Here is a 22420-nt window from a genome sequence, read left to right on the forward strand (position 1 = left end):
TCACCTCGCGATTTTTTCATTACGGATAAGCCAAAAATAAGACTAAGTGCGGATGTTATAAGAGGAGAATTCAATTTTTTTAGAACAAAGGACCAGTGATAAATTGGAACTGTCCGGAGGTATAAAAAAAGCCAGGAAGAAAATTTCTTACCTGGCTTTAAAGATTTGTTGCGATGATTTCAACTAGTAGTACATACCTGGGCGATGGCGATAACTGCTACTGCGATCTGATAAATCATCTTCATAGGAGTCTTCATCCTCGTCACTCCATGAAGTGCCTCTCGCGCGAATAGAGTCATCGTAGTAATCTTGATCCTGTTCAGAATAAAGATCTTCGTTTTCCCAGTTTTGTCCACCTGAGCGACCGCCGCGACCAGATGTTCTTCTTTGGTCTTGGTTCATGTCATCGCGATAGCGAGTGTCATAACGACCACCACCGCTGCTGCCGCCACGGCTTTGGCTACCATAGTCTTCATTGTAGCCACCGCGACCACCGCGAGATGATCCTTGTTGACCATATTCTTCTTCATTGTAATTGCGACCACGGCCTCCGCCACGGCTTTGGCTGGACTGATAGTATTCATCATCATATCCTCTGCCGCCGCCCCGGGAAGTGCCTCTATCACTGCCATAGCCACCAGTGGACTGGCTGGATGATGAATAATAGTCTTCATCATAAGCGCTTCCACCGCGGGATCCTCGAGATCCGCCGCCACGGCTGCTTGATTGATATTCATCATCTCTATAGCCTTGGTATCCGCCACCACTGCTGCCGCGTTGGCTTTGCATACCGCGGCGGCTAGAGCCCCGTCCGCTTTCCCAATCTAGATCTTGATCTTCGTTGTAGCTGCCGCCGCGACGAGAAGAAGAAGTGCTAGCGCGACCCTGCGTGCCCAGCGTTCCTTGATTGGAACGAGGACCATAGCTTTGTGAGCCATAGCTCTGCGAACCATATCCTGAAGCACCATATTGTGATGACGATGACCGCGAGCGGCCTCCGCCCATTCCACGATCTGAACTACTCCGTTGTTGCCCTGATCTAGCTGCCATACAACCTCCTGTGTATTTGGGTTAATCGTGCGGTCCACGCACGTGCACCGTCTCGGGTTTTCGGTGCGCAGGCTTTCTGATTTCTTGGCGAAGTGATGGCCGAGTCATTTTTTTAAACGAGTCTATTCTGACTGGTCGTCGAGTTCGTACAGAATCATATATTGCCTCAATTATCTTTATATCTAATAGACCCTCCTCAGCGGAAGGCTCTGGCTGCTGATCTTTCAAGATACATTCAGCGAAGTATTCAAGCTCTGGGGCAAACTGGTCGTGCTTTTTGAAAGTGCGTTTGGCTTTTTTGTCGTTGATTGTTGTTGTTAAATGCATCTCTTCTACATAGTCGTAACAATTTTCTAGACGTAAGGTGCCTTCTGTCCCCAGCAAATCATAAGTGGAGTTTGCCGCAGCCCCAAAGCTGATCACAAAAGTTGCTAAGCGAGACTTGGGATATCTTAAAGTCACAGCCATCATTTCTTCGACTTCACTAAATCTTTCATCCTCAGTGCTTGCTGCCATGGCAAAAGCTTCAATCGGCTCGTCCCGAAATAAGTAGCGGGAGGCATTCAGGCAATAGATTCCGATATCGTAGAGGGGCCCGCCACCCATGTCGTACTGAAGTCGGATGTTTTCTTTGTCGGTCACTTGAAAAGTAAAAACGGAATTGAAAATTCTTAGATCGCCTAATTTGCCGTTTTGTGCGATCTCAATGGCGCGCAAATTTGCAGGATCAAAGTGAAGGCGGTAAGCCACCATCAGTTTGATGTCTTCTCTTTTTGCCGCCCGAACCATGGCAAGACCATCCTGTTCGCCGATGGCCATGGGTTTTTCCGTAAGGACGTGGACGCCCTGCCTTGCCGCGCGCTCGGTAAATTCGCGATGATTGATGTTCGGGGTCGCGATGTAAACTGCATCAATCAATCCGCTTTGCATGCACTCATCGAATTGGTCATAGCTAAAAAGATTTTTAACCTTATACTTTTTCCCAAGCACTTTCAGTTTTTTTGGATCGCCTGATATTAAGGCCGTAAGCTCGCAATTCTTTGTGTTCTTAAAAGCGGGGAGCACGGCATCTTGAGCAATATGACCTAACCCCACCACAGCATAACGAATTTTTTCCGTCGTAGACTTCCGTGGCATACATAACTCCTAGTTAGAAATTTGGTAAAACTGAAATTCCTGTTCAGGAAGAATATCAGCGTAGCCTTCAGGATGACTGCTGTGCCATTGCCATGCATGTTTAATTATAGTGTCTAAGTCAGGATACAAACGTTCCCAACCCAGGACCTTTTCAGTTTTTTGACTGCTGGCAACTAAGATCGCAGGATCCCCTGGACGTCGGCCTTCTTCTTTCACGATCAATTTTTTGCCGGTGATCTTTTCGCAAGACTGAATAACTTGTCTGACGGAAAATCCTTTTTCGCTGCCAATGTTGAAGGTTCCGGAAATTCCGTTATTTAATCCTTCAAGTGCGCAGACATGAGCACGTGCTAAATCTACAACGTGAACATAATCACGCACGCAGGTGCCATCGAAGGTAGGATAATCAGTGCCGTAGATCTTTACTTCCGGATTGCTCGTCAAAGCCGCTTTCAAAATCTTTGGAATCAAATGGGTTTCAGGTCGATGATCTTCGCCGATCACTGCACTCGGGGTCGCACCAGCAACATTAAAGTATCTTAGTACTGTGGCGTGCATGCCATAGGATTTACAGAAATCTTCAATGACCATTTCGCTCATCATTTTTGAACGGCCATAGGGATTTAAAGGTGAACGAGGATGATCTTCTTCAAGCAGCTCCGTTTGTGGTTCCCCGTAAACGGCAGCGGTTGATGAAAACACCAGTTTGCGTATTTTTAAATCCACCATGGCTTGCAGCAAATTCAGGGTGTTAGAAAGATTGTTTTGGTAATACTTTTTCGGGTGCGCCACACTTTCTGCGACTTCGATATGTGCGGCAAAGTGCATGACCGCTTCAATACCATAAAGACCCATGGTGCGCGCAAGCATTTCAGGATTTGAAGTGCTGCCGCGAATGAAAATAGCATCCGGGTGCACAGCCCTGCGATGCCCTTGGGATAAATCATCTAGGACGATCACTTGGTGTCCAGCTAAAATAAGTTCGCGCACAGCGTGACTGCCGATATAGCCGGCTCCGCCGGTAACTAAGACCTTCATGTTACGACTCCTTCCTAGAGTGGATTTTGACTAAAGCGTGGCCATTGACTGTTTTCTTTTCCTAGATAATTGCGAACGAGGTCTAAAGACTCACCAATCACAACATGCATGTCGAGGTAACGGTAAGTTCCCAAGCGACCAATGAACGTCGTGTTGTTTTCACTTTGTGCAAGTTCGACGTACTGTTTTAAAAGTTCCAAATCATTTTTAAGCCTTAGGGGATAGTAAGGCGTGTCCTTTTCCTCACAAAGCGCGCTGTACTCTTTAAAACACACAGTCTTTTCATGGGTTTCCCATGGGGCAAAGTGCTTATGCTCTGTGATACGCGTGTAAGGGACGTGTTCTTCGCAATAGTTAATAACAGGATTTCCTTGGAAGTCGCCGTCTTGGACAAAACGTTCAAATTTTAAAGTGCGATAGCGCAAACGACCCAATTTGTATTGAAAGTATCCATCCATAGGGCCACTCCAGAAGATGTGGGAAAAGTTTTTCTTATCATCTGGATTTAAGCGACTTTTTAATTTCACATTAATATTAGGGTGGTCCAAAATCCTTTCGACGATTTTAGTGTATCCTTCAACGGGAATACCTTGGTATTTTTGATTATAGTAGTTGTCGTCATAATTAAAACGCACCGGCAGACGTTTTAAGATGGAGGCTGGCAACTCGGTCGGTTCAACACCCCATTGCTTTTTCGTATAACCGTAGAAAAAGTTTTTATACAAGGCAGAGCCCAGGAACTTTAAAGCTTGCTCTTCAAAAGTTTGAGGTTCCTGAATTTTGTTGTCGGCAAGTTCCTTAATAAAAGATTCTGCTTCCAGAGGTGTCAGTTTTTTTTGAAAGAACTGATTGATTGTCAAAAGATTGACGGGAAGTGAAAAAACTCCGGCAGCGGTGACCGCCTTAACTCTGTTAGTAAAAGGCATAAACTGCGACCAGCGTTGCACATACTCCCAGACATCCTGGCGGCTGGTATTAAAAATGTGCGGGCCATAGTGATGAACCATGATTCCGGTATCATCGTCGCGGGTGGTGTGGCAGTTCCCGGCGATATGATCTCTTTCATCATAGACATGAATTTCATAGCGGTTTGTTTCTGCAAGTTCACGGGCGATCACGGCGCCGGCAAATCCTGCACCGGCGATACCGATTTGGGTTTTCATGGACTGTCCTTTCCTTAGATAGTCACTTCAAGTTCTTTAAAATATCTAAATAATGCATCTTCCAGGGGCGGAAGAAGTTTACACCGCTCACTCACCAGCGCGCTGTTTCTAGGCAGCGGGGCGATTTGCGGCAGGGATTCAAGGGTGCACCTTTGTATTAAAGATTTTTTTTCAGGCACTTTGGCTTCCACAGCCAACGTCGCTAAATCAGCCCAAGTGATGTCGGCCTCGTTAGTAAGGTGAATGATTCCTTGCTCTTTATCGATTAGCAAATCAAGTGTCGAGTGCACAAGATCCGGCACATAGGTCGGCGTGATTTTAATATCTTGAAGTGCAGCGAACTGTTCTTCATTGCTGACAGCGCGCAGGGCATGAAAGACAAAGTTATGTTGATCCCACGGACCAAAAAAGGAACTCGTGCGAATCACTAAGGCCTCACTATGACTGGCTAAAACCTTTTCTTCGGCTTGGGCTTTGGATGTTCCGTAAATATTTAGCGGCGATACGGGATCGCTTTCCACATAGGGGTGATCCTGGGCGCCGTCAAAAACAAGATCGCTTGAAAAGGTGACTAACGGAATCTTAGCTAACGCACACTCTTCAGCAAGATTTGCGGGAGCTTCCACATTTTCGCGGAAGCATTTTTCAATTTCAGTTTCTGCCAGATCGACTTTGACGTAACCAGCTGCATTGACCACGGCCCACGGGCGAAGTTCTTTTAAAACCTTTTTAACGTTTTCTTTATTGGCTGTATCCATTTCGGTTCGTGAAAGGCTGTAATAGGGGATATTGCGAAATTCACAGATTCTTGCAAAGGCTTTTGCTAAAGTTCCATTGGCTCCTGTGATTAATAGCGCTTTGCCTGGACGCGGTCTAAGTTTTTGTGCAGGGGCATGCCCTTGCAGTGCAAAGATTTTTCTTTGGCCTTTATTCCACCACCCTGGTTCGTCAAAGATCGGATGATTATCCCAGTTTCCTAGCGCGAGTTTTTTAATTGTGGAACTTAAGGCGGTAGGTCGCGGTTGCAATTTGGGCGAGCGTAAATCAAAAACACCTGGTTCATAAAAGCCATGTCGCTCTGTGCACAGACTGTCCCAATCAAAGCTACCTAGCAAACTCCAAGAGGTGACGGCTTCAAACTCGACACCTTCTTTTTTTAAGTCCTCGGCGGCTTTCCAAATATCATGAAACCATCGAATTTGATCTTCGCGATGACCCCGTATATGAACTTCGGTGACTGCCAAGGGAATTTTGTATCTTTCCCAAGCTTCTCTAAATACGTCCTCAGGTGGAATGGTGTCAGCTCTTCCGGTATCAATGGCGCCGACATCGACATAGCGATGGAAACGATTTCCCGTGTTTCGTAAAAATTCTGGGTATAATTCAAGTTCTTCATCCAAAAAACGATTGCTTAATAAATAGTGGTTCATACCGAACACATCTGGCGGGCAGGGATTTTCGACAAGCCAGGTAAGTTGATCATCGGTGATACCGATTTTTAGAAAATCATAGATTGGATGATCCTTGGTTACTTTTCCGCACAATAAATCCAAGGCAATCCACCGCCGATGATTTTCAAAGTCGGCTTGATACGCAACGGTCGGGGTGCTTTGGGCTTTCCCTAAATCTTCAGTTTGAATCAAACGTGCTTTAGGGGTTACTTCGCGTATCGCACGCATAGCTAAGACGGTGCCTTTACATTGATTGTAAAGGGCTTGCAAAAAGCTAACGTCATCTTTTTTGTGTGGATACCAATAGCCATAAAGACAGCTAAAGCGCGCGGTGGTTAAAATTTCATTCACCGGCGTATAGTCTTCAATCCACGGATAGCGACGCGCAAAATCCCCGGCGTATCGTGCTAACTTTTCCGGGAACTGCGGATCTATTAAATCAGTAAATTTGGGCCCGCTTCCATGGTGAAGAAAGCCCGCGATAGGTTTTAGATTAAGCTTGCGCAAACGATGAAGGCGCTCATCAAGCCATGACCAATCATAGACGCCTTCGGCACCTTTGACATTAAGTTCCCAGATACAAGGATAACGAATGCGTTCAGCCCCGAGGCTCGCAAACTTATCCAGATCATCCAGACGCTTATGATGTCCGCTTTTATGCAATTGACTATGATAGACTGCACCTACACGGTTGTAGGTGCACTCTAGTCCGACCCAAAGCTTAAGATCAGCCACGAATTACATCCTGTCAGTTAGATTGTAATCTACTTTTGAAGGACGTACGTCCGCTCTTTTCTGTTTTAGGATATTGCTTTCTAAAGTAGACATTCTTTTCCAAGTCTCATCCCATGAAAGCTGACTTAGGAAGTGATCCACCTTTTTCTGCCAAGCTTGGTTGTTTTTATTCTTTTTAATAACTTGCTCAGCCTGGATCACAAAATCTTTAGGATCATCCGCGATCGCAACCATTTGACGGCTGCCGTAAGGTTCCACCACATCACGAATGGATGTTGAAACCACGGGGCAACCCGCTGCCAAATACTCTGGAGTTTTAGTTGGACTAATGAAACGTGTAGAATCATTTTTCGCAAACGGCATCAAAGCACAGTCCCATCCTGATAAATAAGAAGGAAGAGTTGCATAGTTCTTCATACCTAAATAATGAATGTTCGGTGCCTGAGGTAACGAAGCAGGATCGATTTTTACGATAGGTCCGATCATCACAAATTGCCATTCTGGTTTTAAGCTTGCCATGGCCCTAAGAAGTTCAATGTCCATGCGTTCATCAATGACGCCAACATAACCTAAACGGGGATGTGGAATATGCTTTTGGTCTTCAGGTTCTTCGGCGTTTGTACGAGCTTTTTTGAAATGCTCTACATCGATTCCACTTGGAAACGGATGGATGTTGTGATGAAGGTGGCGTTTTGCTTCAAATAAAGATTGTCCACCGGTAAAGACCAGTTCCGCTCTTTCTAAAAGCTCCATTTCTCTTTCAACGATTTCTTCTGGCGCACCTTTAAAGTGGGATAACTCATCCATGCAGTCATAGATGATAAAGTCAGGGCGCAAGTGGCGAGAGAAATTCAAAGCCATTGGCGTATAGTACCAAGCGCAGAATTCTTCGATCGCTTCTTGCGAAAGCAATTGATCTACGAGTAACGCTAATACGTTATCACGCTCGTTCGCAGGAATGTGTTCTGGAATTCTTGGAGTGACAACTGTCACGCCTTCGGGAGTTTCGGCCAGATCCAGTTGTTCATTGCTAAGTTTGCCGATCACAGGCTCTTCGATAAAATACACTCGTCGGAAATTGGCAAAACGAGACATCAAATGTTGTGGTCTTTGAAAAACAAAGTTCCATCTTAAATGAGAAAACACAAGAAGGTCTGAAGATTCACATAGGTTATTCATGCTAGAAGATCCTTTCAACTGCATTTGCAATGTGGAAGCGAAAGTTATTGAACTCTAGAAATCATTCAATGTTCAAAATTTTCAAAGTCTGGCTGAATAAATACATAGTGATTAAATCATTCTCTTGCCTTCATATAATGGAAACTTTTTTTGCAAAAATGATTAGGTGACTTGATGAATTCATATCCACGTAAAAACTTTCAACGAAGTAATTGGATGTCGCTAAACGGTTCGTGGTCATTTGCGTTCGATGACAAACAAGAACATCTTCATCCAGATACTGTAACAAAGTGGCCTTTAACTATTATGGTTCCCTTTGCACCTGAAACAAAAGCCAGTGGTATCGAAGATACGAATTATCATCCACGATGTTGGTACCGTCGAAGCTTTTCACTTCAGAAAGGTTCTAAACGAGTGATCTTGCATTTTGGCGCCGTTGATTATGAGGCCAAAGTGTGGGTGAATTCTCAATTCATTGGAAGCCACGAAGGCGGTCACACTCCGTTTAGTTTTGATATCACTGATGTGATGTCAGAAAGTGGAGAACAAATCGTTATCGTCTGCGCGGATGACGATCCACTGGATCTTGCTAAGCCCCGAGGAAAGCAAGACTGGCAAAAGGATCCCCACAGCATTTGGTATCCACGTACTACTGGGATCTGGCAAACAGTGTGGTTGGAGGAAGTCTCAGAAATCCATATTAAAAAACTTCGCTTAGCTCCACTAATTGAAAGATGGGAAGTGGGTGTTGAAGCCTTCATCGCCGGTCCTAATATTAAAGGCTTACAGCTTCGCTGTTTAATGAAAGTCGGCGAAACAGTTTTAGCGTGCGATACTTATGAAGTGGTTCATAACGAAGTTCATCGTCGCATTGCTCTTTCAGATCCTGGCATTGAAGACTATCGTAATGAACTTTTATGGAGTCCTGAAAAGCCGACACTAATAAATGTTGAACTTGAACTTTGGCACAACGAGATTCTGTTAGATCAGGCATCTTCATACACGGCATTAAGAAGTGCGACCTTCCATGCCGACCGCTTTTTACTTAACGGCCGACCTTACTATATGCGCTTGCTTTTAGATCAAGGTTATTGGCCCGATACATTCATGACTCCCCCTAATTCAGATGCTTTAAAGAAAGATATTGAGTTGGTAAAGGCGGCTGGATTTAACGGCGTTCGTAAGCATCAAAAGATCGAAGACCCAGACTTTTACTATTGGGCCGACGTTTTAGGTTTATTGGTTTGGGAAGAGATGCCCAGTGCCTATCGATTTACCCATGAATCGGTTGAAAGAATATTAAAGGAATGGACCGAGGTCATTGACCGCGACATCAATCATCCAAGTATTGTGATGTGGGTGCCGTTTAATGAATCATGGGGTGTGCCGGATTTGGCTGAAAAGGAAAGTCACCAACACTGTGTGCAGGCGCTTTACCATATTACTAAGACTTTAGATCCCACAAGACCGTGTATTGGTAACGACGGGTGGGAAAGTACTGCGACAGACTTATTAGGCATTCATGATTATGATGATCAGCCAGATCGATTAATTAAGAAGTATACGACCCATCAAAATATTGGCGATGTCTTAACCAAGTATCGTCCTGGGGGCAGGGTGCTGGCGATTGAAGGTTATGAGCACGGCACGAAACCTGTTATGATCACAGAGTTTGGTGGAATCACGTTTGTTGATCCTTCTGAAAGATCAAAGGTGTGGGGTTACTCTTCGGCGGGGACTTCAAAAGAATTCCGTGATCGATACGAGAAGCTGATGGATGCCATCAACCGCATCGATATTTTCTGTGGATTTTGTTACACGCAATTTACAGATACTTTCCAGGAAGCGAATGGACTATTTACTGCTGACCGAAAACCAAAGTTTTCAATCAATGCAATGACAAGAGCAACAAGAGGCGCTGGCATCGGTCGCGGAGAACTCACCTCCGCACCTCAACCGCCGCCATTGCCTCCACCAGAAATGGAAATTTAATAATTTCCTTTGTGCTGCTTATCGTAACCGCGGGTGTCTCGGTTGGTAAAACCTAGATCCTCGCGTTTATAGTTATGGTTGTTTTTCTCTGGGGTTTGCCGCATGTTTTGGCGTTCCCCGGTGGATTGATAACTATCGGATTTTTTATCCCGCTCAGTGTCCTTAATATGGCCTTTGTCTTGTTCTCTTTGAGTAGGCATATCGACTCCTTTCGCAGATACGTACATTTTAAGAAATGCGTGTCTGTGTCTCAAGGGACGGCCAGTGCTTTTTATACCTTCGCTCAGAATATTAACGATCATTAATACACTGCCAAATTAAAGGAAGTTCGGTGTGTGGGTGATCGTTGCCCAAGGGTAAAATGGCAGCAAGGGGGTTTTTATGACAATTTATGAACTCTTAAAAAAAGACCATCGCGAAGTCGAAAAACTTTTCAAACAAATCGAAGAGTGCATGGATGAAGAGGAATTCGATCAAGCAGAATCTTTATTTGACACCCTTCGAACAGAACTGACTGCTCACTCTAAAGCAGAGGCCGAAGTTTTCTATCAACCACTTAAAATGGTAGCTAAGAACGATGAAGGTGAAGATTTGGCATGGGAAGGCGAGCAAGAACATCATGTTGTCGCACTTATGCTGAATGAACTTTCTCGTCTTAGAGCTGAAGCTGATGAAGAAGAATACAAATCTAAAATTAAAGTTCTTTGTGAGCTAGTGGATCACCACGTGGAAGAGGAAGAAGGTGAAATCTTTCCTGAAGCAAAAAAAGTATTTAGTAATAAAGAAGCTGAAGAGATTGGCCGAAATTTCCAAGAGCTCAAAGAAAGATATAAAGGAATGGTGGATGCTGCCCTTGCTGAAGACATCGCTATTCTAATGAATCCGATTGCTAAAAAAGGACGAGTTCAAAATATTCAAAGAAGTTTATAATTCGACGGTGTCAGAGGGCCATTCCCTCTCTGACACTAGACTGTTAGTTCTGGAAATGTCTGAGTTACCAAATCTTTTAAAATTCCAATAAATTCATAACTCCCGACGGGATGTAATACGACTTTATATTGTAAAGACAGTAACTGAATCTGAATTGCGTAAGCATAGGATTCAAGACCCATTATGCTCAGTGCTTTTACGGCATTTGAATCTAAGTTAAGGAAGTGCGCCTTTAACTGACTTTTTATATAGCTTTGTGCCTCAACCTTATTGAGAGGTTGCTGACTTAACAGCTCTTTGTAAACACAGTAGTGAGCAGCGATAATCATAACCATCCTTTGTTTTTGTGTAACTATACATAGATTACTTTGCGGTCCCTAATTTCAATTTCGCCATATTTTTTTGAGACGCAACAGTGCGTACTTATTTGGAAGACTAAAGAAGGAACGACAAAAGATTAATTAAAATCACATCATGCTTTGTTAGATAGTAACAGAAAAAAATATCTACTGTTACCGTTAATACTCTTCAATGAGGAGTCTTCGAGTATGCACGTGATTGGTTTAAAAACTCTCAACGGCCCCAATGTCTATCATCATCACCCTGTCATCATAATGAGAATAGATTTGCAAGACTGGACTGACGTTCCCAGCGATGAGTTGCCTGAACTTGTTGCGGGATTAAAAAGAGAATTGCCAGGTATGGCTGATCATCATTGCTCACCAGGTGTTCCAGGAGGTTTCTATGAAAGATTAGAAAAGGGAACTTACCTTGCCCACATTTTAGAACATGTTGCCTTAGAATTCAGCATCCTTACGGGCATGGATGTCACTTATGGAAAGTCACGGTACGCAGGCAGACCGGGTTTGTATGACATTGTCACAAGGTTTACTAACGAAACTGGAATGAAAGAGTGTCTTAAGCAATCTTTGTTAACAATTTCCAATTTGTTAAAAAATCAACCAGTGGATATTGGTAATTCTATTTCGAAAATCAAAGCCGCCATCAAAAAATCCGAATTGGGGCCAAGTGCAAAAGCACTTTATCAAGCCGCGAAGAAGCGAAATATTCCAATTACCAGAATTGGTACTGAAAGTTTGTTGCAACTTGGCTACGGAAAAAATTCACGTCGCGTTCAATCCGCTATTTCTGATAGTACTAGTTTGATTGCTGCTGATTTAGTTCAAGATAAATCCTTAACTAAATCTGTTCTGAAAAAAGCCATGATTCCGGTGCCCCATGGAGTAGTGATCACTGAAGAAGGTGAAATTGCCGAGGCGATGAAATCTTTAACTCTCCCGTTGGCCTTAAAGCCAATCGATGGTCACCACGGTGAAGGAGTGAATTTAAATCTGCAAAATGAAAATGAAGTTAGATTGGCGTTACAACAAGCAAGTCAATATTCTTCCACTTTCGTTTTAGAAGAAATGCATCTGGGCCGGGACTACCGTGTTCTAGTTATCGATGGCAAGTTCACTGCGGCAGCTGAACGCGTTCCACCTTTTGTGATTGGTGATGGGACTAAGACGATTGATCAGCTTATCGCTGATCTAAATACCGATCCCCTGCGCGGTGATGGTCATGAAGCGTTCCTTACTAAAATTGTCGTGGATGAGATTTTAATGCAGCATCTTGCAAAACAAGGACTGTCATTAAGATCAGTCCCTTTGCCAGAAGAACGAATCACTCTTCGTGCGAACGCCAACCTTTCAAGCGGTGGTATTGCTAAGGACGTAACCTTTATCACTTCTGAAGAAATCAAAGACATGTGCGAACGTGTAGCTCGCATCGTAGGTCTTGATATTTGTGGAATCGATTTAATTGCCAAAGATGTAACCAAGTCCATTAAAGAAAGCCAAGTTGTTGTGATTGAAGTCAATGCGGGGCCAGGCCTTCGCATGCATTTGCAGCAAAAAACCCCAGAGAATCAGGATGTGGGAAGCAAGATCATCGACATGCTTTATAAAAATCCTGAACAAGCCAGAATTCCTATTGCTTCAGTCACTGGAACAAACGGTAAAACCACTGTAGTACGATTGCTGCAAAAAATTATGATGGCATCGGGGAAAGCAAATGTGGGGATGACCAGCACCGAAGGTATTTGGATAAACGATAAAAAGATTTTTGCCGGAGATTGTTCAGGCCCTGCATCTGCTGAAGTCGTTCTGCATGATCCGGCAATTGATTGTGCGATCTTAGAATGTGCTAGGGGTGGATTATTGCGCGGGGGATTAGCCTATGATTGGTCTGATGTTGGTATTATCACTAATATTAGTGCTGATCACATCGGGCAAGATGGAATTGAAACCATAGATGATCTGTATTGGATTAAATCTTTAATCGCTGAGCGAGTGAAAAAGGGTGGGACATTGGTAATTAATGCTGATGATGAAAACTGCCTTCGTCTTATTGATAACAACCGAGTAAAAAAACATGAATGCAAAATCATGCTGTTCTCAACGAACCCTGATGGCGAAAAGTTCACGGAGCTTTTAGATAAAGGCTACAATGCTTGTTGGCTTGAGGGTCGTCATATCATCATGTCGTTTAATGGTCGGGTAAGAAATCTAGGATCAGTGGAAGACATTCCAATGACTGTGTCAGGTCGTGCGGAATTCCAAGTCGCGAATGTGCTGGCAGCACTCGCGGGTGCGGTCGGTTTAGGTGCATCGCCAGAAACCGTGATGGATGTACTTTTAGATTTCAATCCGACTTTGGAAAATCAGGGTCGCATGAATCTTTATAAAGTGAATCAGGGTTATGTCATTCTTGATTACGGACATAATGCAGAAGCCATCAATAATCTTGGAAAGCTTCTGCAGTCTTTGCCAAATTTCAAAAAGACTGTGGTCATGGGATTGCCTGGCGACAGAAGCACGGACTTACTTCTTCAAAGCGCTGAAAAAATCGCTCAGTATTATGACAAGGTGATTCTGCGTGATGATGAAGATCTGCGCGGCAGAAAGCCAGGGGAAGTTCCAGCGTTACTTGCTGATTTATACGCTAAGAAATATCCAGGAATAACTGTGGAAGAAATTCTTAACGAAGATGCCGCGGTGATGCAGGCTTTAACGGAACTTCAAGGCCAAGAGATCTGTGTCATCATGTATGAAAATCACCAAATGGTGATGCGGGCTATGCGGGAGTTTGATCCTGTTCCTGTGTCTGTGTTGCCATTTAAGGAAACTCCAACTTTTCAGCAGCCTGAACAGGCAGCGTGGCAGTGATGATAAAATACCTTGTCGATGGTCGCCTTTTTGACGGAACTAAGTTTGTCGACGCCAATGTTTTGGTGGTCGATCAAAAAATTGTGAAGTTGGGAATGATATCGGCAAGTGCCTTAAGAGAGTTTGACGCTGAAATCATTGATTGCCGTGGTTGTTACATCGTTCCGGGGCTTATCGATCCCCATCTGCATTTGTCTGGAGGCAGTGGGGAGCGGGGTGGATTTCACACTCAAGCCTTGGAAATTCTTCTTTCAGAATGTGTGGTCGGGGGAGTTACTACTTTAGTTGGTACTTTAGGTGTTGATACCACTACCAAGAATATGCCAGATCTTGTCGCTAAAGCCCGCGGCTTTACCGAGATGGGTGTAACGGCCTACTGTTATACTGGGGGATATGACATTCCACCAAAGACCATCACTGATTCAGTTCGCAACGACATCTTATATATTCCAGAAATTATCGGTGTCGGAGAGGTTGCCATCGCCGACCGTCGTGCGCCAGAGCCTGAACTTAAAGACTTAGCTCGCGCCTGTGTTGATTCCTATGTTGGGGGTTTGTTAGCAAATAAACCAGGCATCACCCATATTCACGCAGGCGGTGGTGAACGAAGACTGCAAACATTGCGTGATCTATTCACTCATCATACGGTTTTTCCGGCGAACTTTCATATCACCCATATTGGGCGAAGTCGCGAGCTGATAAAAGAAGCCATTGAGCTAGCCAAACGCGGATGTTTTGTTGATTTAGATTTGTGGGATCAGGATTTTGCTTATTGGTATAAAGCTTACCGTGAATTTGATGGTCCGATGTCACAGCTCACAGTTTCATCCGATGCCGGGTGGGGAGAGCCCGCAGAGCTTTTCTATGAACTAAGGTCTGCAGTTATTAAAGATGGTTTTACTCTTGAAGAAATCCTGCCGCACTTCACGTCGAACACGGCCCGTGCCCTTAAGTTAAATAACAAAGGCCGGCTTGAACCAGGCTGTGATGCTGACATGGCTATCTTTGATCAAAAAAACCTTGAGATGATACATGTTATTTCCCGGGGACAGGTGTTGATGAAAGAGGGAAAATTAAACTTCCCTAATAGACCTAAAGACACAAGAAGGGACTTCGACATTTATGGCATCCGTAGTAAAGAAGCACCTTAATAATAAATCAGAAGCTCGTCATGTAAAGGCCATCAATCCTCAAGGAACATTAATAATTATTGGTGGTAAAGAAGACAAACATGGCGAAAAGAAGATCCTTAAAGAGATCGCTCGTCGCGCAGGAAAAGGTAAGATCATTATCATCACCTCTGCCAGTGATCTGCCCCATGAAGTGTGGCCTGAATACAAAGAACTTTTTAAAGGTTTAGGCATCGCTGTAAAACAGCTGCATCACCTGCATATCAATCAACCCGAAGAAGTCAGACGTCTGCAGTTAAATAAAATCTTTGCTGGTGCGAAAGTGGTTTTTTTCACCGGCGGTGATCAATTAAAACTTTCCAGTAAATTAGGCGGCACCTTGCTGATGGATTATGTTTTAGATGTCTATAAAGCGGGTGGCACCTTGGCGGGAACTTCAGCCGGAGCTTCTGTTATGGGTGAAATCATGCTTGTCGGTGGCGGTGATAGTGATAGCCATAAAGTTGGCAACTGGATGATGGCCCCAGGCATGCGTTTTATGGAAAGTATTATCATCGATCAGCATTTTGCCCAACGGGGGCGCATCGGTCGCCTCTTAGGGGCCATCGCATTAAACCCTGGCGTTCTAGGAATCGGTATTGATGAAGGCACAGCCGTCATTGTTGAAAACGATCACTTCACCATCATCGGTGAAAACGCGGTTTACATTCTTGACGGGCGCGGAGTGACCTATTCCAACATCTCTGAGGCTTCTGCCGACCAAACCATGTCCATTCATGATGTGCGTTTACATGTGTTAGCTGAAAATGAAGTTTTTGATTTAAAAAGACGTAAGTCCATTTCTAAATCCTGATTCTTTTGTTTCTTTTCATTTAGGACCTCCGCTGACTTGCGCATCCGGTTTAATCCTCCAATCATGAGCACATAAATCGGGAGGCAGTCATGTTAATTTACGAAGCTCTTCGTAATGATCATAATGAATTAAAAGTTCTTTTCTCTCAGCTTATGGAATTAAGTGATGACGATGTAGAACAAAGACATCGCTTGGTTGAACTGATCCGTGATGGGCTTATTCCCCATGCTCGTGCTGAGGAATCCGTTTTTTATAATTCCCTACGCTTAATGGACAATACGAAAAAAATCGCAATGCATTCTTATCGTGAACACTTAGAAGCAGAATCCCTATTACGTATGCTGCAAGTTCAGGATAAAACCCACATCAAGTGGCGTGAAACAGCCGGTAAACTTCGCACAGCGATTGAACACCACATTTATGAAGAAGAAAGCCAGCTTTTCTCTGTAGCGCAAGCTTTATTCACAAATGAAGAAGCGGTGGCTATGGCTGAAGCCTTTGAAAAACAAAAACAAGAAATTAAAGACAAAGGTTTCATGGGCACGACGTTAGAGATGATTTCAAACTTAATGCCGCCGACGGTGAGCGATAACTTTAAAAATCGTGATTCAAACCGCCATCCTTAGGTTTCAAATAGATTGCGCTTTTCAATAACGGGGCAAGTGCCCCTACAGGCTTCACCAGTATAGAAAGTTCTTGCCTCGTTATTGATTTCGTTTCCACCGGTCAAAACGCCCACAGACATGTGGCACGAGTTAGTGAGTGCCTGCGCTTTATGCCAGTAACCTGCTGGAATATATAGCCAGTCTCCGGCTTTAAGCCAACAACGGATTTCCGGTCCCGGTGGTTCTTTATAAAAATCTTCTTTTTGCGAAGTTTTCATACTTAAGGGACGGGCACTCACGGTGTTTTTTCTAAGACGGAATTCTTTTTCCCCGGCAGTTTGAATTACGAACACTTGTTCGACATCATAATGCCAGTCAAAGCCTTCTTGTCCTGCAGGTGTGCAGTAAAGTTGAATATCAATAGGTGCTTTAAAGCAATTATGAAAATCCCGTGCGATGTTTTGCATAATGGGGTGAGCTTGTTCAGCGTGACGAACTAAAACTGTTCGCCCTTCTTGAAATCCCTTTAAGGCTTGTTGATACGATAAGGTTCCCGATGACAGAGATGGCTCTGAAGGCAAACGACCTTGGTGGGGGAGCCAGCAGTTATTATGTCCACTTTGCAGAATCTCACTTAACAGATACCAAGAAACCAAGTTTTCCATTGTGGCCGCTTTAAATGGCGCTGCAAAGGGCTCTTTATCAAAGTAGTTCTTACTGAAATCTTCCAATGATAAAGGAGATAATAAGGTTTCAATTATGCTCAAAGCGCACCTCCGCAACGGCTTCTTTGAAATACCAGGGGCGAGGTGCAAAACACAAATTACGGTTCGCTTAAGTGGGGATTGTAATGCTGGGAGGGCATCTGGACTTTGGTGGGATTTTTATTGCTTCTTGCCAATCTAATTTTGCTGCCTAAAAATAAAGACTCAGCTTGAGAGGTACCATGCATCGTAGTTTGATCTGCTTGTTGATTGTATTAAGTGGCTGCGCTCAGAAAACACGTCCACCATCATTGGCGTTAAAGATGATAAAAGCAAAAAGCGAATCTGTCGCTTACACGCCGACTTTACCTCTAAAAGATCTTACTTCTGTTAAACAAGTAAATACTATTGCTTTCGGGTGCTGTGCTCACCAAAGCCAAGCGCAAGATTTGTGGGAACAAGTTGCGCAAGCAAAACCAGATCTTTTCTTGTTTGCCGGGAACACGGTGGATTCTGTGCGGTTCGATGAAAAACCATTGATGGCGCAGTATCAAAAACTTGATCAAGTTTCTTCTTATCAAAAAATTCGTCAGGCTGTTCCTTTCATGGCAACCTGGGATGAACAAGATTACGGAATTAAAAACGGGGATGGCGAATATCATGATAAAGATGACGCTAAAGCTGCTTTTTTAAAATACTGGAATTACATTCCTAAGCATCAAGCTAAAGAAGCCAAAGGTGTTGAACATTCCGTGATTGTTGGGCCGGAAGGCAAGCGAGTTCAAATCATCATGTTAGATACCCGTTATTATTCAAGCGCGCTTCGTTCAAATGGTGATGGCAGTTTCAAGAAGAATTGGAACAGCAAAGCATCATTGATTGGTTCGCAGCAGTGGAAGTGGCTTAAAGAGGAATTATCTAGGCCAGCTGATTTTAGAATCGTAGTTTCACCACTGCAGTTGGGTGCTAATTCATACCTTGGTGAAAGATGGGGTCTTTATCCCTTAGAACGTCAAAATCTTTTCAATATGATCCGTGATCTTAAAGTTAAAAACATCGTGTTCGTTTCAGGCAATCGTCGATTCGGCGCCATCGCAAAGGTGGATTTAAAAAGATTCGGTCCACTTTATGACATCACATCAGGTCCGATCAATGGTGACGCTGAAAAAGCTGAAAAAGATAGCCACTATATTGGCAAGCCTTCAGAAAATATTAATTTTGGTTTGATTAATTTTGACTGGAAAAAAGACACCGTTAAGATCGAACTTCGTGATAACGGAAATAAGCAAATCAGCGAATTGAAGCTTCGCTAGTACCAATATTCGTTACTATCTAATTCCACATTTTTTGCAAAATCATAAACTTGATCCGGTGAAAGACCCGGATCATTGCGATGAATCCAATGCGGATAATACTTCACGTAATGAGTCCCAGCAAAAGTCATTGGTGTCGGTTCCATATTTAAGGCAATACCCACTAACTTTGAGCAATAGGTCTTTTGGTTATTCCAAATGAATTCATAATCAAAAGGCAGGCCCATTTGAGTTAGCAGACCTTCTTCGCTGACTAAGCTGTCAGAAATAACAATTGTTTCGTCGCTTTTCTTTTTAACTTGAGAGATCGGCAAACGGCGACCACCTACGCGGGTGTCAGCTTCATACAAATAACCCTTATATTCCAAAGCCACGTGAAACCATTTCTGTGGGACCTGAGGGTGGGAGTAAAAATGCACCACCGCAGCTTGAGTATTTAAGGCCCAGAATAATAGAAATAAAATGACTGAGATCGTGGTTTTCATGGGCCTGGAAATAACAAAAAAACCCGGCTTTGTCAGCCGGGTTTCTAGATTTTACTATCTTATTTAGAACTATTTCGTGAGAACCGCGTTGATCAGAGCGCCACCTTTAATAAGGTTGATCAGCGTTTTGTTGTTAGCTACGGATACCGCAGGGCAACCCCAGCTACGACCTTGTTTTACGTCTTTATCTTGAACATATTTCGCAGCATGGATTACTACAGCTCTAGAGCGTGCTCTTGAGTTTGTTGTAGAAAGACCGTCAAGTCTTAACGAGAACCCTTTGCTACCATAATAAGTTTCAGCAGTGCGGTAGTAACCTAGAGAACTTGCGTGAGCTCCAGATGTGTTGCTGAATCTTTCTGCGATACCATCATGATCACGGTCAGAACCTGCACCGTGGGCTACGTGGATGGCCCAAACAGAACCTGTTTTCATGTTGATGATGAAGAATCGTTTTTGTTTTGAAGATGATGAGAAGTTAATAACTGCTACATAATCTTGGTTTTTAAATTTAGATTTGTTCGCATCGAAATAAACTAAAGTGTCAGCAAGAGCTTTCGTAGGAACAATTCTTGTGGGATCAACGTAGTTGTACTTAGCTAAAACACCTTCACGTTGAGTTGCTGTTAAGTTTGCTGAAGCATCTGCTTCAAGGGGAGCCATTGTTGACTCATCGTTTGGAACTACTTGCTCTTGAGTCGTGTCGTCAGGAAGAGCCATATCATCTGAGTTTTGTGCGCATGCACCAAGCGCTAAGAAAGAAGAAACTAGTACTACAGAGGCGAAACGTGAGAAGACATTTTTTTTCGTATCGTTAACTTGCATTAATCCTCCATTGGAATTCGTTGTGCGATGAACAAAGACTATCCAAGAAAAATTACACGCAGGAAAAAATCGTTACTCTAGCGTTAAAAATAGGACTTAGTTCTTAAGAAAGAAAAAGATCACTCATGACTTACTCAAAATGCTAATCGAAGGGCTTAAAAAATAGAGAGGATTCTCAGGTTAAAACCTAGTTTTTCAGAGGAGAATTTAAAGAAAATTACAGAGGAAAGTAGAGAGAAAATTAGGAAAAAATGCGAGTGATCGCGGACTCGCATTTGAAATATCCCTGCTTCGCAAGAATGTAGATGAAATACTCCTGCGAAGCAGGAGTGTAGATAAAATACTCCTGCGAAGCAGGAGTGTAGACAAGCTTAGTGAAGGCGATGTTGTTCTGCAATCCACGGAGAGAAGACTCCCACCTTTGCCGCCATCGAAGTGCTGATGCACTTTACTTTTCCATTCCAAGAATATTGTCCCACAACTCCAGACACAACGCCGATCACTTTCACGGAACCATTTTCATCAAGGAACTGCGGGCCACCAGAATCACCACTGCAGATGAATGATTTATTATCTTTTGGGCTTGTGAAATAGCGATCCGGAGCTGCATTCCAGTTGTCAGCTAACTTAATCACACCTCTGTGAAGAGTTCCTGCTCCGCCAGTCACGATACCTTTACCGTGTTCTTTAGTTTTGCCGTACCCATAGACATAAACTGTTTTATTTCCATGGTTAGCATAGATGTCACTATCATAAGCCATCGTGTTGTAACCAGCCGGGATGCCGCCAGAGAAAAAGGCAATGGCGATATCGTTGTGAATAGAAATCTTAGTCATCTTATAATCGGGGTGACCGACAAAGACGGTTCCGATTCTTTTTTCACCCATGCTGACACCAAGTGCATTTTTCTTATTAGTGAAGTTGATACGAAAGCCCGCAATGTTCGGATTTTTAGTTTTATCTAAACAGTGAGCCGCTGTAAGAACGCTGCGCTCAGAAATCAGTGTGCCAGAACAGATAGATATCGTAGAGCCAACGCCATTGTAGAATTCAAGTAGAACCACGCTTCGTGCGGCCTTCGTAGTTCTTTCAGTGATTTTTTCGCCATTAATAATGCCACTTGAATTTTCAAGATCAAAAGAACTGAAGTCGCTAGATGGGGCGCAAGCAGACAGCGCTAATGCAACAACAGACAACAGGAAAGAAAGCTTAAGCTTCATAGATAGCTCCATTTATTTAATGGGGCGAATATACCAGAAGCTGTTGAGGTTTTCCGTGAAACTAGGGAAATGATCCTTATGTCACGAAACTCTTAGAATAAAGTAAAAGATCGTCTACTGTTTAAACAGCTTTAAACGTCTTTTGAGGGTTCCACGTGGCTTTCAATAGCCTTTTTAGCGACTTTACCCGTGATGCCGACCCATTCAGGCAGGAAGAACATAAAGGCCACATAAACCATTATCGAAACTAACGATACGATGCCCATTCCAAAAAATAACCAAGTGCTCATAAAAATTGTGTCCTTTCTTTTGTTTAATTCTAACTTCTTTGGCACTTAGAGCATAGAGACCCAGTTCTTAACTTATAGCACAAACTTCCCGAATCCTTTGAATTTGCAGACATCGTTGCTAGTATACCCCCCAGGAGAAACATCATGCCTGATAAGAACCTCGAAAAACTCCATCCCATGCAAGATTTTGGCGTTGTGCCCAGTCTTCATTCGCCACTAAGAATCCAAAAGCTGGAGGATCGTTTAAAGCCCCTGGTTCCGTTTCCTCACAAGCACAGCTTCTATCATCTAGTCATTGTGATGAAGGCCAAAGGATGGCACGAGATCGATTTCCATAAGTATAATTTTGAAAAAGGCCGGGTGTTCTTGATGAAACCAGCGCAAGTGCATTCATGGGTTTTAGAAAAAGGCGCTTCTGGTTATGTTATCGAATTTGAAGAAGACGTTCTGAAAAGTCATCCCACACTTTACGGAAAAATAAAAAACCTAGTTGAAACTTTGCCTGACAGTTTTTTGATCCCTACGGCAAATTTGAATAAGATAAAAACCGATTGTGACAAGATGCTGACGACATACCAAGACAAAGAGGAGTATTTTGAAGAGTCGACTTTATTAAGTCTCTTTTTAATGCTCTTTAGTTTTTCAAAGATTAACAAAATAAGTGAACCCCTGGTATCACCCATTGAATCATTCGAATCCCGATTCAATAACTTACTTGAGGCGAACTTCCGCACACACCACGATGTCGAATTCTACGCCAAGAAACTAAACATCACCGCCAAAGCCTTGACGATGAAGATGTCACGAAGAACAAGAAAATCAGCAAGACATTTAATCCAAGATCGATTGCTACTAGAAGCAAAAAGATTGCTAGCCTATTCCGATTTCACGGTAGCAGAAATCGCAAGCCAACTCGGCTACGAAGACGCCAATTACTTTTCAAGATTCTTCAAAACCAAAACCAAAAAAACCCCACTAACCTTCCGAACCACGGCCAAATCCCTCTAGGTGCCTGCTTCTTTTTACGGTTGCGGCGTGCCATTTCCCTATAGCTTGCTGCGGTGCAACCGTAAAAAGAAGCAGGCACCTTCAG

General features: G+C 43.4%; 21 protein-coding genes. 8 read left to right on the top strand and 13 right to left on the bottom strand.

Annotated features, from left to right (window positions below; translation table 11 throughout):
* Positions 1 to 183: 183 nt before the first annotated feature.
* Genes MNR06_RS16575 through MNR06_RS16600 form a run of 6 tightly spaced genes read right to left on the bottom strand, consistent with a single transcriptional unit; the run spans position 184 to position 7753 of the window.
* Positions 184 to 1050 (bottom strand): hypothetical protein, encoded by an 867-nt coding sequence (locus MNR06_RS16575; RefSeq protein WP_243537741.1) that lies wholly within the window; start codon positions 1048 to 1050, stop codon positions 184 to 186.
* Between the two features lie 21 nt (positions 1051 to 1071).
* On the bottom strand, positions 1072 to 2187 hold the full coding sequence (locus MNR06_RS16580) for a Gfo/Idh/MocA family protein (protein WP_243537743.1): 1116 nt from the start codon (positions 2185 to 2187) through the stop codon (positions 1072 to 1074).
* A gap of 9 nt (positions 2188 to 2196) precedes the next feature.
* Complete coding sequence (gene galE / locus MNR06_RS16585; RefSeq protein WP_243537745.1) at positions 2197 to 3225, bottom strand: UDP-glucose 4-epimerase GalE; 1029 nt, start codon at positions 3223 to 3225, stop codon at positions 2197 to 2199.
* Between the two features lie 14 nt (positions 3226 to 3239).
* On the bottom strand, positions 3240 to 4388 hold the full coding sequence (gene glf / locus MNR06_RS16590; protein ID WP_243537750.1) for a UDP-galactopyranose mutase: 1149 nt from the start codon (positions 4386 to 4388) through the stop codon (positions 3240 to 3242).
* 14 nt (positions 4389 to 4402) lie between these two features.
* Complete coding sequence (locus MNR06_RS16595) at positions 4403 to 6574, bottom strand: sugar nucleotide-binding protein (protein ID WP_243537751.1); 2172 nt, start codon at positions 6572 to 6574, stop codon at positions 4403 to 4405.
* A 3-nt stretch (positions 6575 to 6577) separates the two neighbouring features.
* Entirely contained in the window at positions 6578 to 7753 is a 1176-nt protein-coding gene (locus MNR06_RS16600; RefSeq protein ID WP_243537752.1) for a glycosyltransferase family 1 protein, read from the bottom strand.
* A gap of 174 nt (positions 7754 to 7927) precedes the next feature.
* Between MNR06_RS16600 and MNR06_RS16605 the strand changes: the two genes are divergently transcribed.
* Positions 7928 to 9745, top strand: a complete 1818-nt coding sequence (locus tag MNR06_RS16605; protein WP_243537753.1) for a glycoside hydrolase family 2 protein — start codon at positions 7928 to 7930, stop codon at positions 9743 to 9745.
* Here the strand turns inward: MNR06_RS16605 and MNR06_RS16610 are convergent.
* Positions 9742 to 9945: a hypothetical protein gene (locus MNR06_RS16610; RefSeq protein WP_243537754.1), complete on the bottom strand. Its 204-nt coding sequence runs from the start codon at positions 9943 to 9945 to the stop codon at positions 9742 to 9744. The genes MNR06_RS16605 and MNR06_RS16610 overlap by 4 nt on opposite strands.
* 181 nt (positions 9946 to 10126) lie before the next feature.
* Here MNR06_RS16610 and MNR06_RS16615 point away from each other — a divergent pair, with 181 nt between their 5' ends.
* Positions 10127 to 10675, top strand: coding sequence for a hemerythrin domain-containing protein (locus tag MNR06_RS16615; protein ID WP_243537755.1), 549 nt, complete (start codon positions 10127 to 10129; stop codon positions 10673 to 10675).
* 35 nt (positions 10676 to 10710) lie between these two features.
* On the opposite strand, the gene MNR06_RS16620 is transcribed toward MNR06_RS16615, so the two are convergent.
* Positions 10711 to 11004, bottom strand: a complete 294-nt coding sequence (locus tag MNR06_RS16620) for a hypothetical protein (protein ID WP_243537756.1) — start codon at positions 11002 to 11004, stop codon at positions 10711 to 10713.
* Between the two features lie 219 nt (positions 11005 to 11223).
* Between MNR06_RS16620 and cphA the strand changes: the two genes are divergently transcribed.
* The 4 genes from cphA to MNR06_RS16640 all read left to right on the top strand — a co-directional run bounded on the left by cphA (position 11224) and on the right by MNR06_RS16640 (position 16511).
* On the top strand, positions 11224 to 13902 hold the full coding sequence (gene cphA, locus MNR06_RS16625; protein ID WP_243537757.1) for a cyanophycin synthetase: 2679 nt from the start codon (positions 11224 to 11226) through the stop codon (positions 13900 to 13902).
* On the top strand, positions 13902 to 15053 hold the full coding sequence (locus tag MNR06_RS16630; protein ID WP_243540795.1) for an amidohydrolase family protein: 1152 nt from the start codon (positions 13902 to 13904) through the stop codon (positions 15051 to 15053). Before cphA ends, MNR06_RS16630 begins: the two co-directional genes overlap by 1 nt.
* Positions 15025 to 15885 (top strand): cyanophycinase, encoded by an 861-nt coding sequence (locus tag MNR06_RS16635; protein ID WP_243537758.1) that lies wholly within the window; start codon positions 15025 to 15027, stop codon positions 15883 to 15885. Before MNR06_RS16630 ends, MNR06_RS16635 begins: the two co-directional genes overlap by 29 nt.
* Before the next feature lie 89 nt (positions 15886 to 15974).
* Positions 15975 to 16511: a hemerythrin domain-containing protein gene (locus MNR06_RS16640; protein ID WP_243537759.1), complete on the top strand. Its 537-nt coding sequence runs from the start codon at positions 15975 to 15977 to the stop codon at positions 16509 to 16511.
* Here the strand turns inward: MNR06_RS16640 and MNR06_RS16645 are convergent.
* Complete coding sequence (locus tag MNR06_RS16645; protein WP_243537760.1) at positions 16508 to 17257, bottom strand: cupin domain-containing protein; 750 nt, start codon at positions 17255 to 17257, stop codon at positions 16508 to 16510. The two genes, MNR06_RS16640 and MNR06_RS16645, sit on opposite strands and share 4 nt — an antisense overlap.
* Before the next feature lie 179 nt (positions 17258 to 17436).
* Between MNR06_RS16645 and MNR06_RS16650 the strand changes: the two genes are divergently transcribed.
* Complete coding sequence (locus MNR06_RS16650) at positions 17437 to 18507, top strand: alkaline phosphatase D family protein (protein WP_243537761.1); 1071 nt, start codon at positions 17437 to 17439, stop codon at positions 18505 to 18507.
* Here MNR06_RS16650 and MNR06_RS16655 read toward each other — a convergent pair.
* From MNR06_RS16655 to MNR06_RS16670, 4 genes are all read right to left on the bottom strand, one after another.
* On the bottom strand, positions 18504 to 18992 hold the full coding sequence (locus tag MNR06_RS16655; RefSeq protein WP_243537762.1) for a hypothetical protein: 489 nt from the start codon (positions 18990 to 18992) through the stop codon (positions 18504 to 18506). The two genes, MNR06_RS16650 and MNR06_RS16655, sit on opposite strands and share 4 nt — an antisense overlap.
* 69 nt (positions 18993 to 19061) lie before the next feature.
* Positions 19062 to 19817, bottom strand: a complete 756-nt coding sequence (locus tag MNR06_RS16660) for a murein L,D-transpeptidase catalytic domain family protein (protein ID WP_243537763.1) — start codon at positions 19815 to 19817, stop codon at positions 19062 to 19064.
* 371 nt (positions 19818 to 20188) lie between these two features.
* Entirely contained in the window at positions 20189 to 21037 is an 849-nt protein-coding gene (locus MNR06_RS16665) for a S1 family peptidase (RefSeq protein ID WP_243537764.1), read from the bottom strand.
* Between the two features lie 131 nt (positions 21038 to 21168).
* Positions 21169 to 21327: a hypothetical protein gene (locus MNR06_RS16670; RefSeq protein WP_243537765.1), complete on the bottom strand. Its 159-nt coding sequence runs from the start codon at positions 21325 to 21327 to the stop codon at positions 21169 to 21171.
* Between the two features lie 144 nt (positions 21328 to 21471).
* Here MNR06_RS16670 and MNR06_RS16675 point away from each other — a divergent pair, with 144 nt between their 5' ends.
* Complete coding sequence (locus MNR06_RS16675; protein ID WP_243537766.1) at positions 21472 to 22335, top strand: helix-turn-helix domain-containing protein; 864 nt, start codon at positions 21472 to 21474, stop codon at positions 22333 to 22335.
* Positions 22336 to 22420: the final 85 nt, after the last annotated feature.

It is taken from the genome of Bdellovibrio reynosensis (genome assembly GCF_022814725.1).
Taxonomy (GTDB): domain Bacteria; phylum Bdellovibrionota; class Bdellovibrionia; order Bdellovibrionales; family Bdellovibrionaceae; genus Bdellovibrio; species Bdellovibrio reynosensis.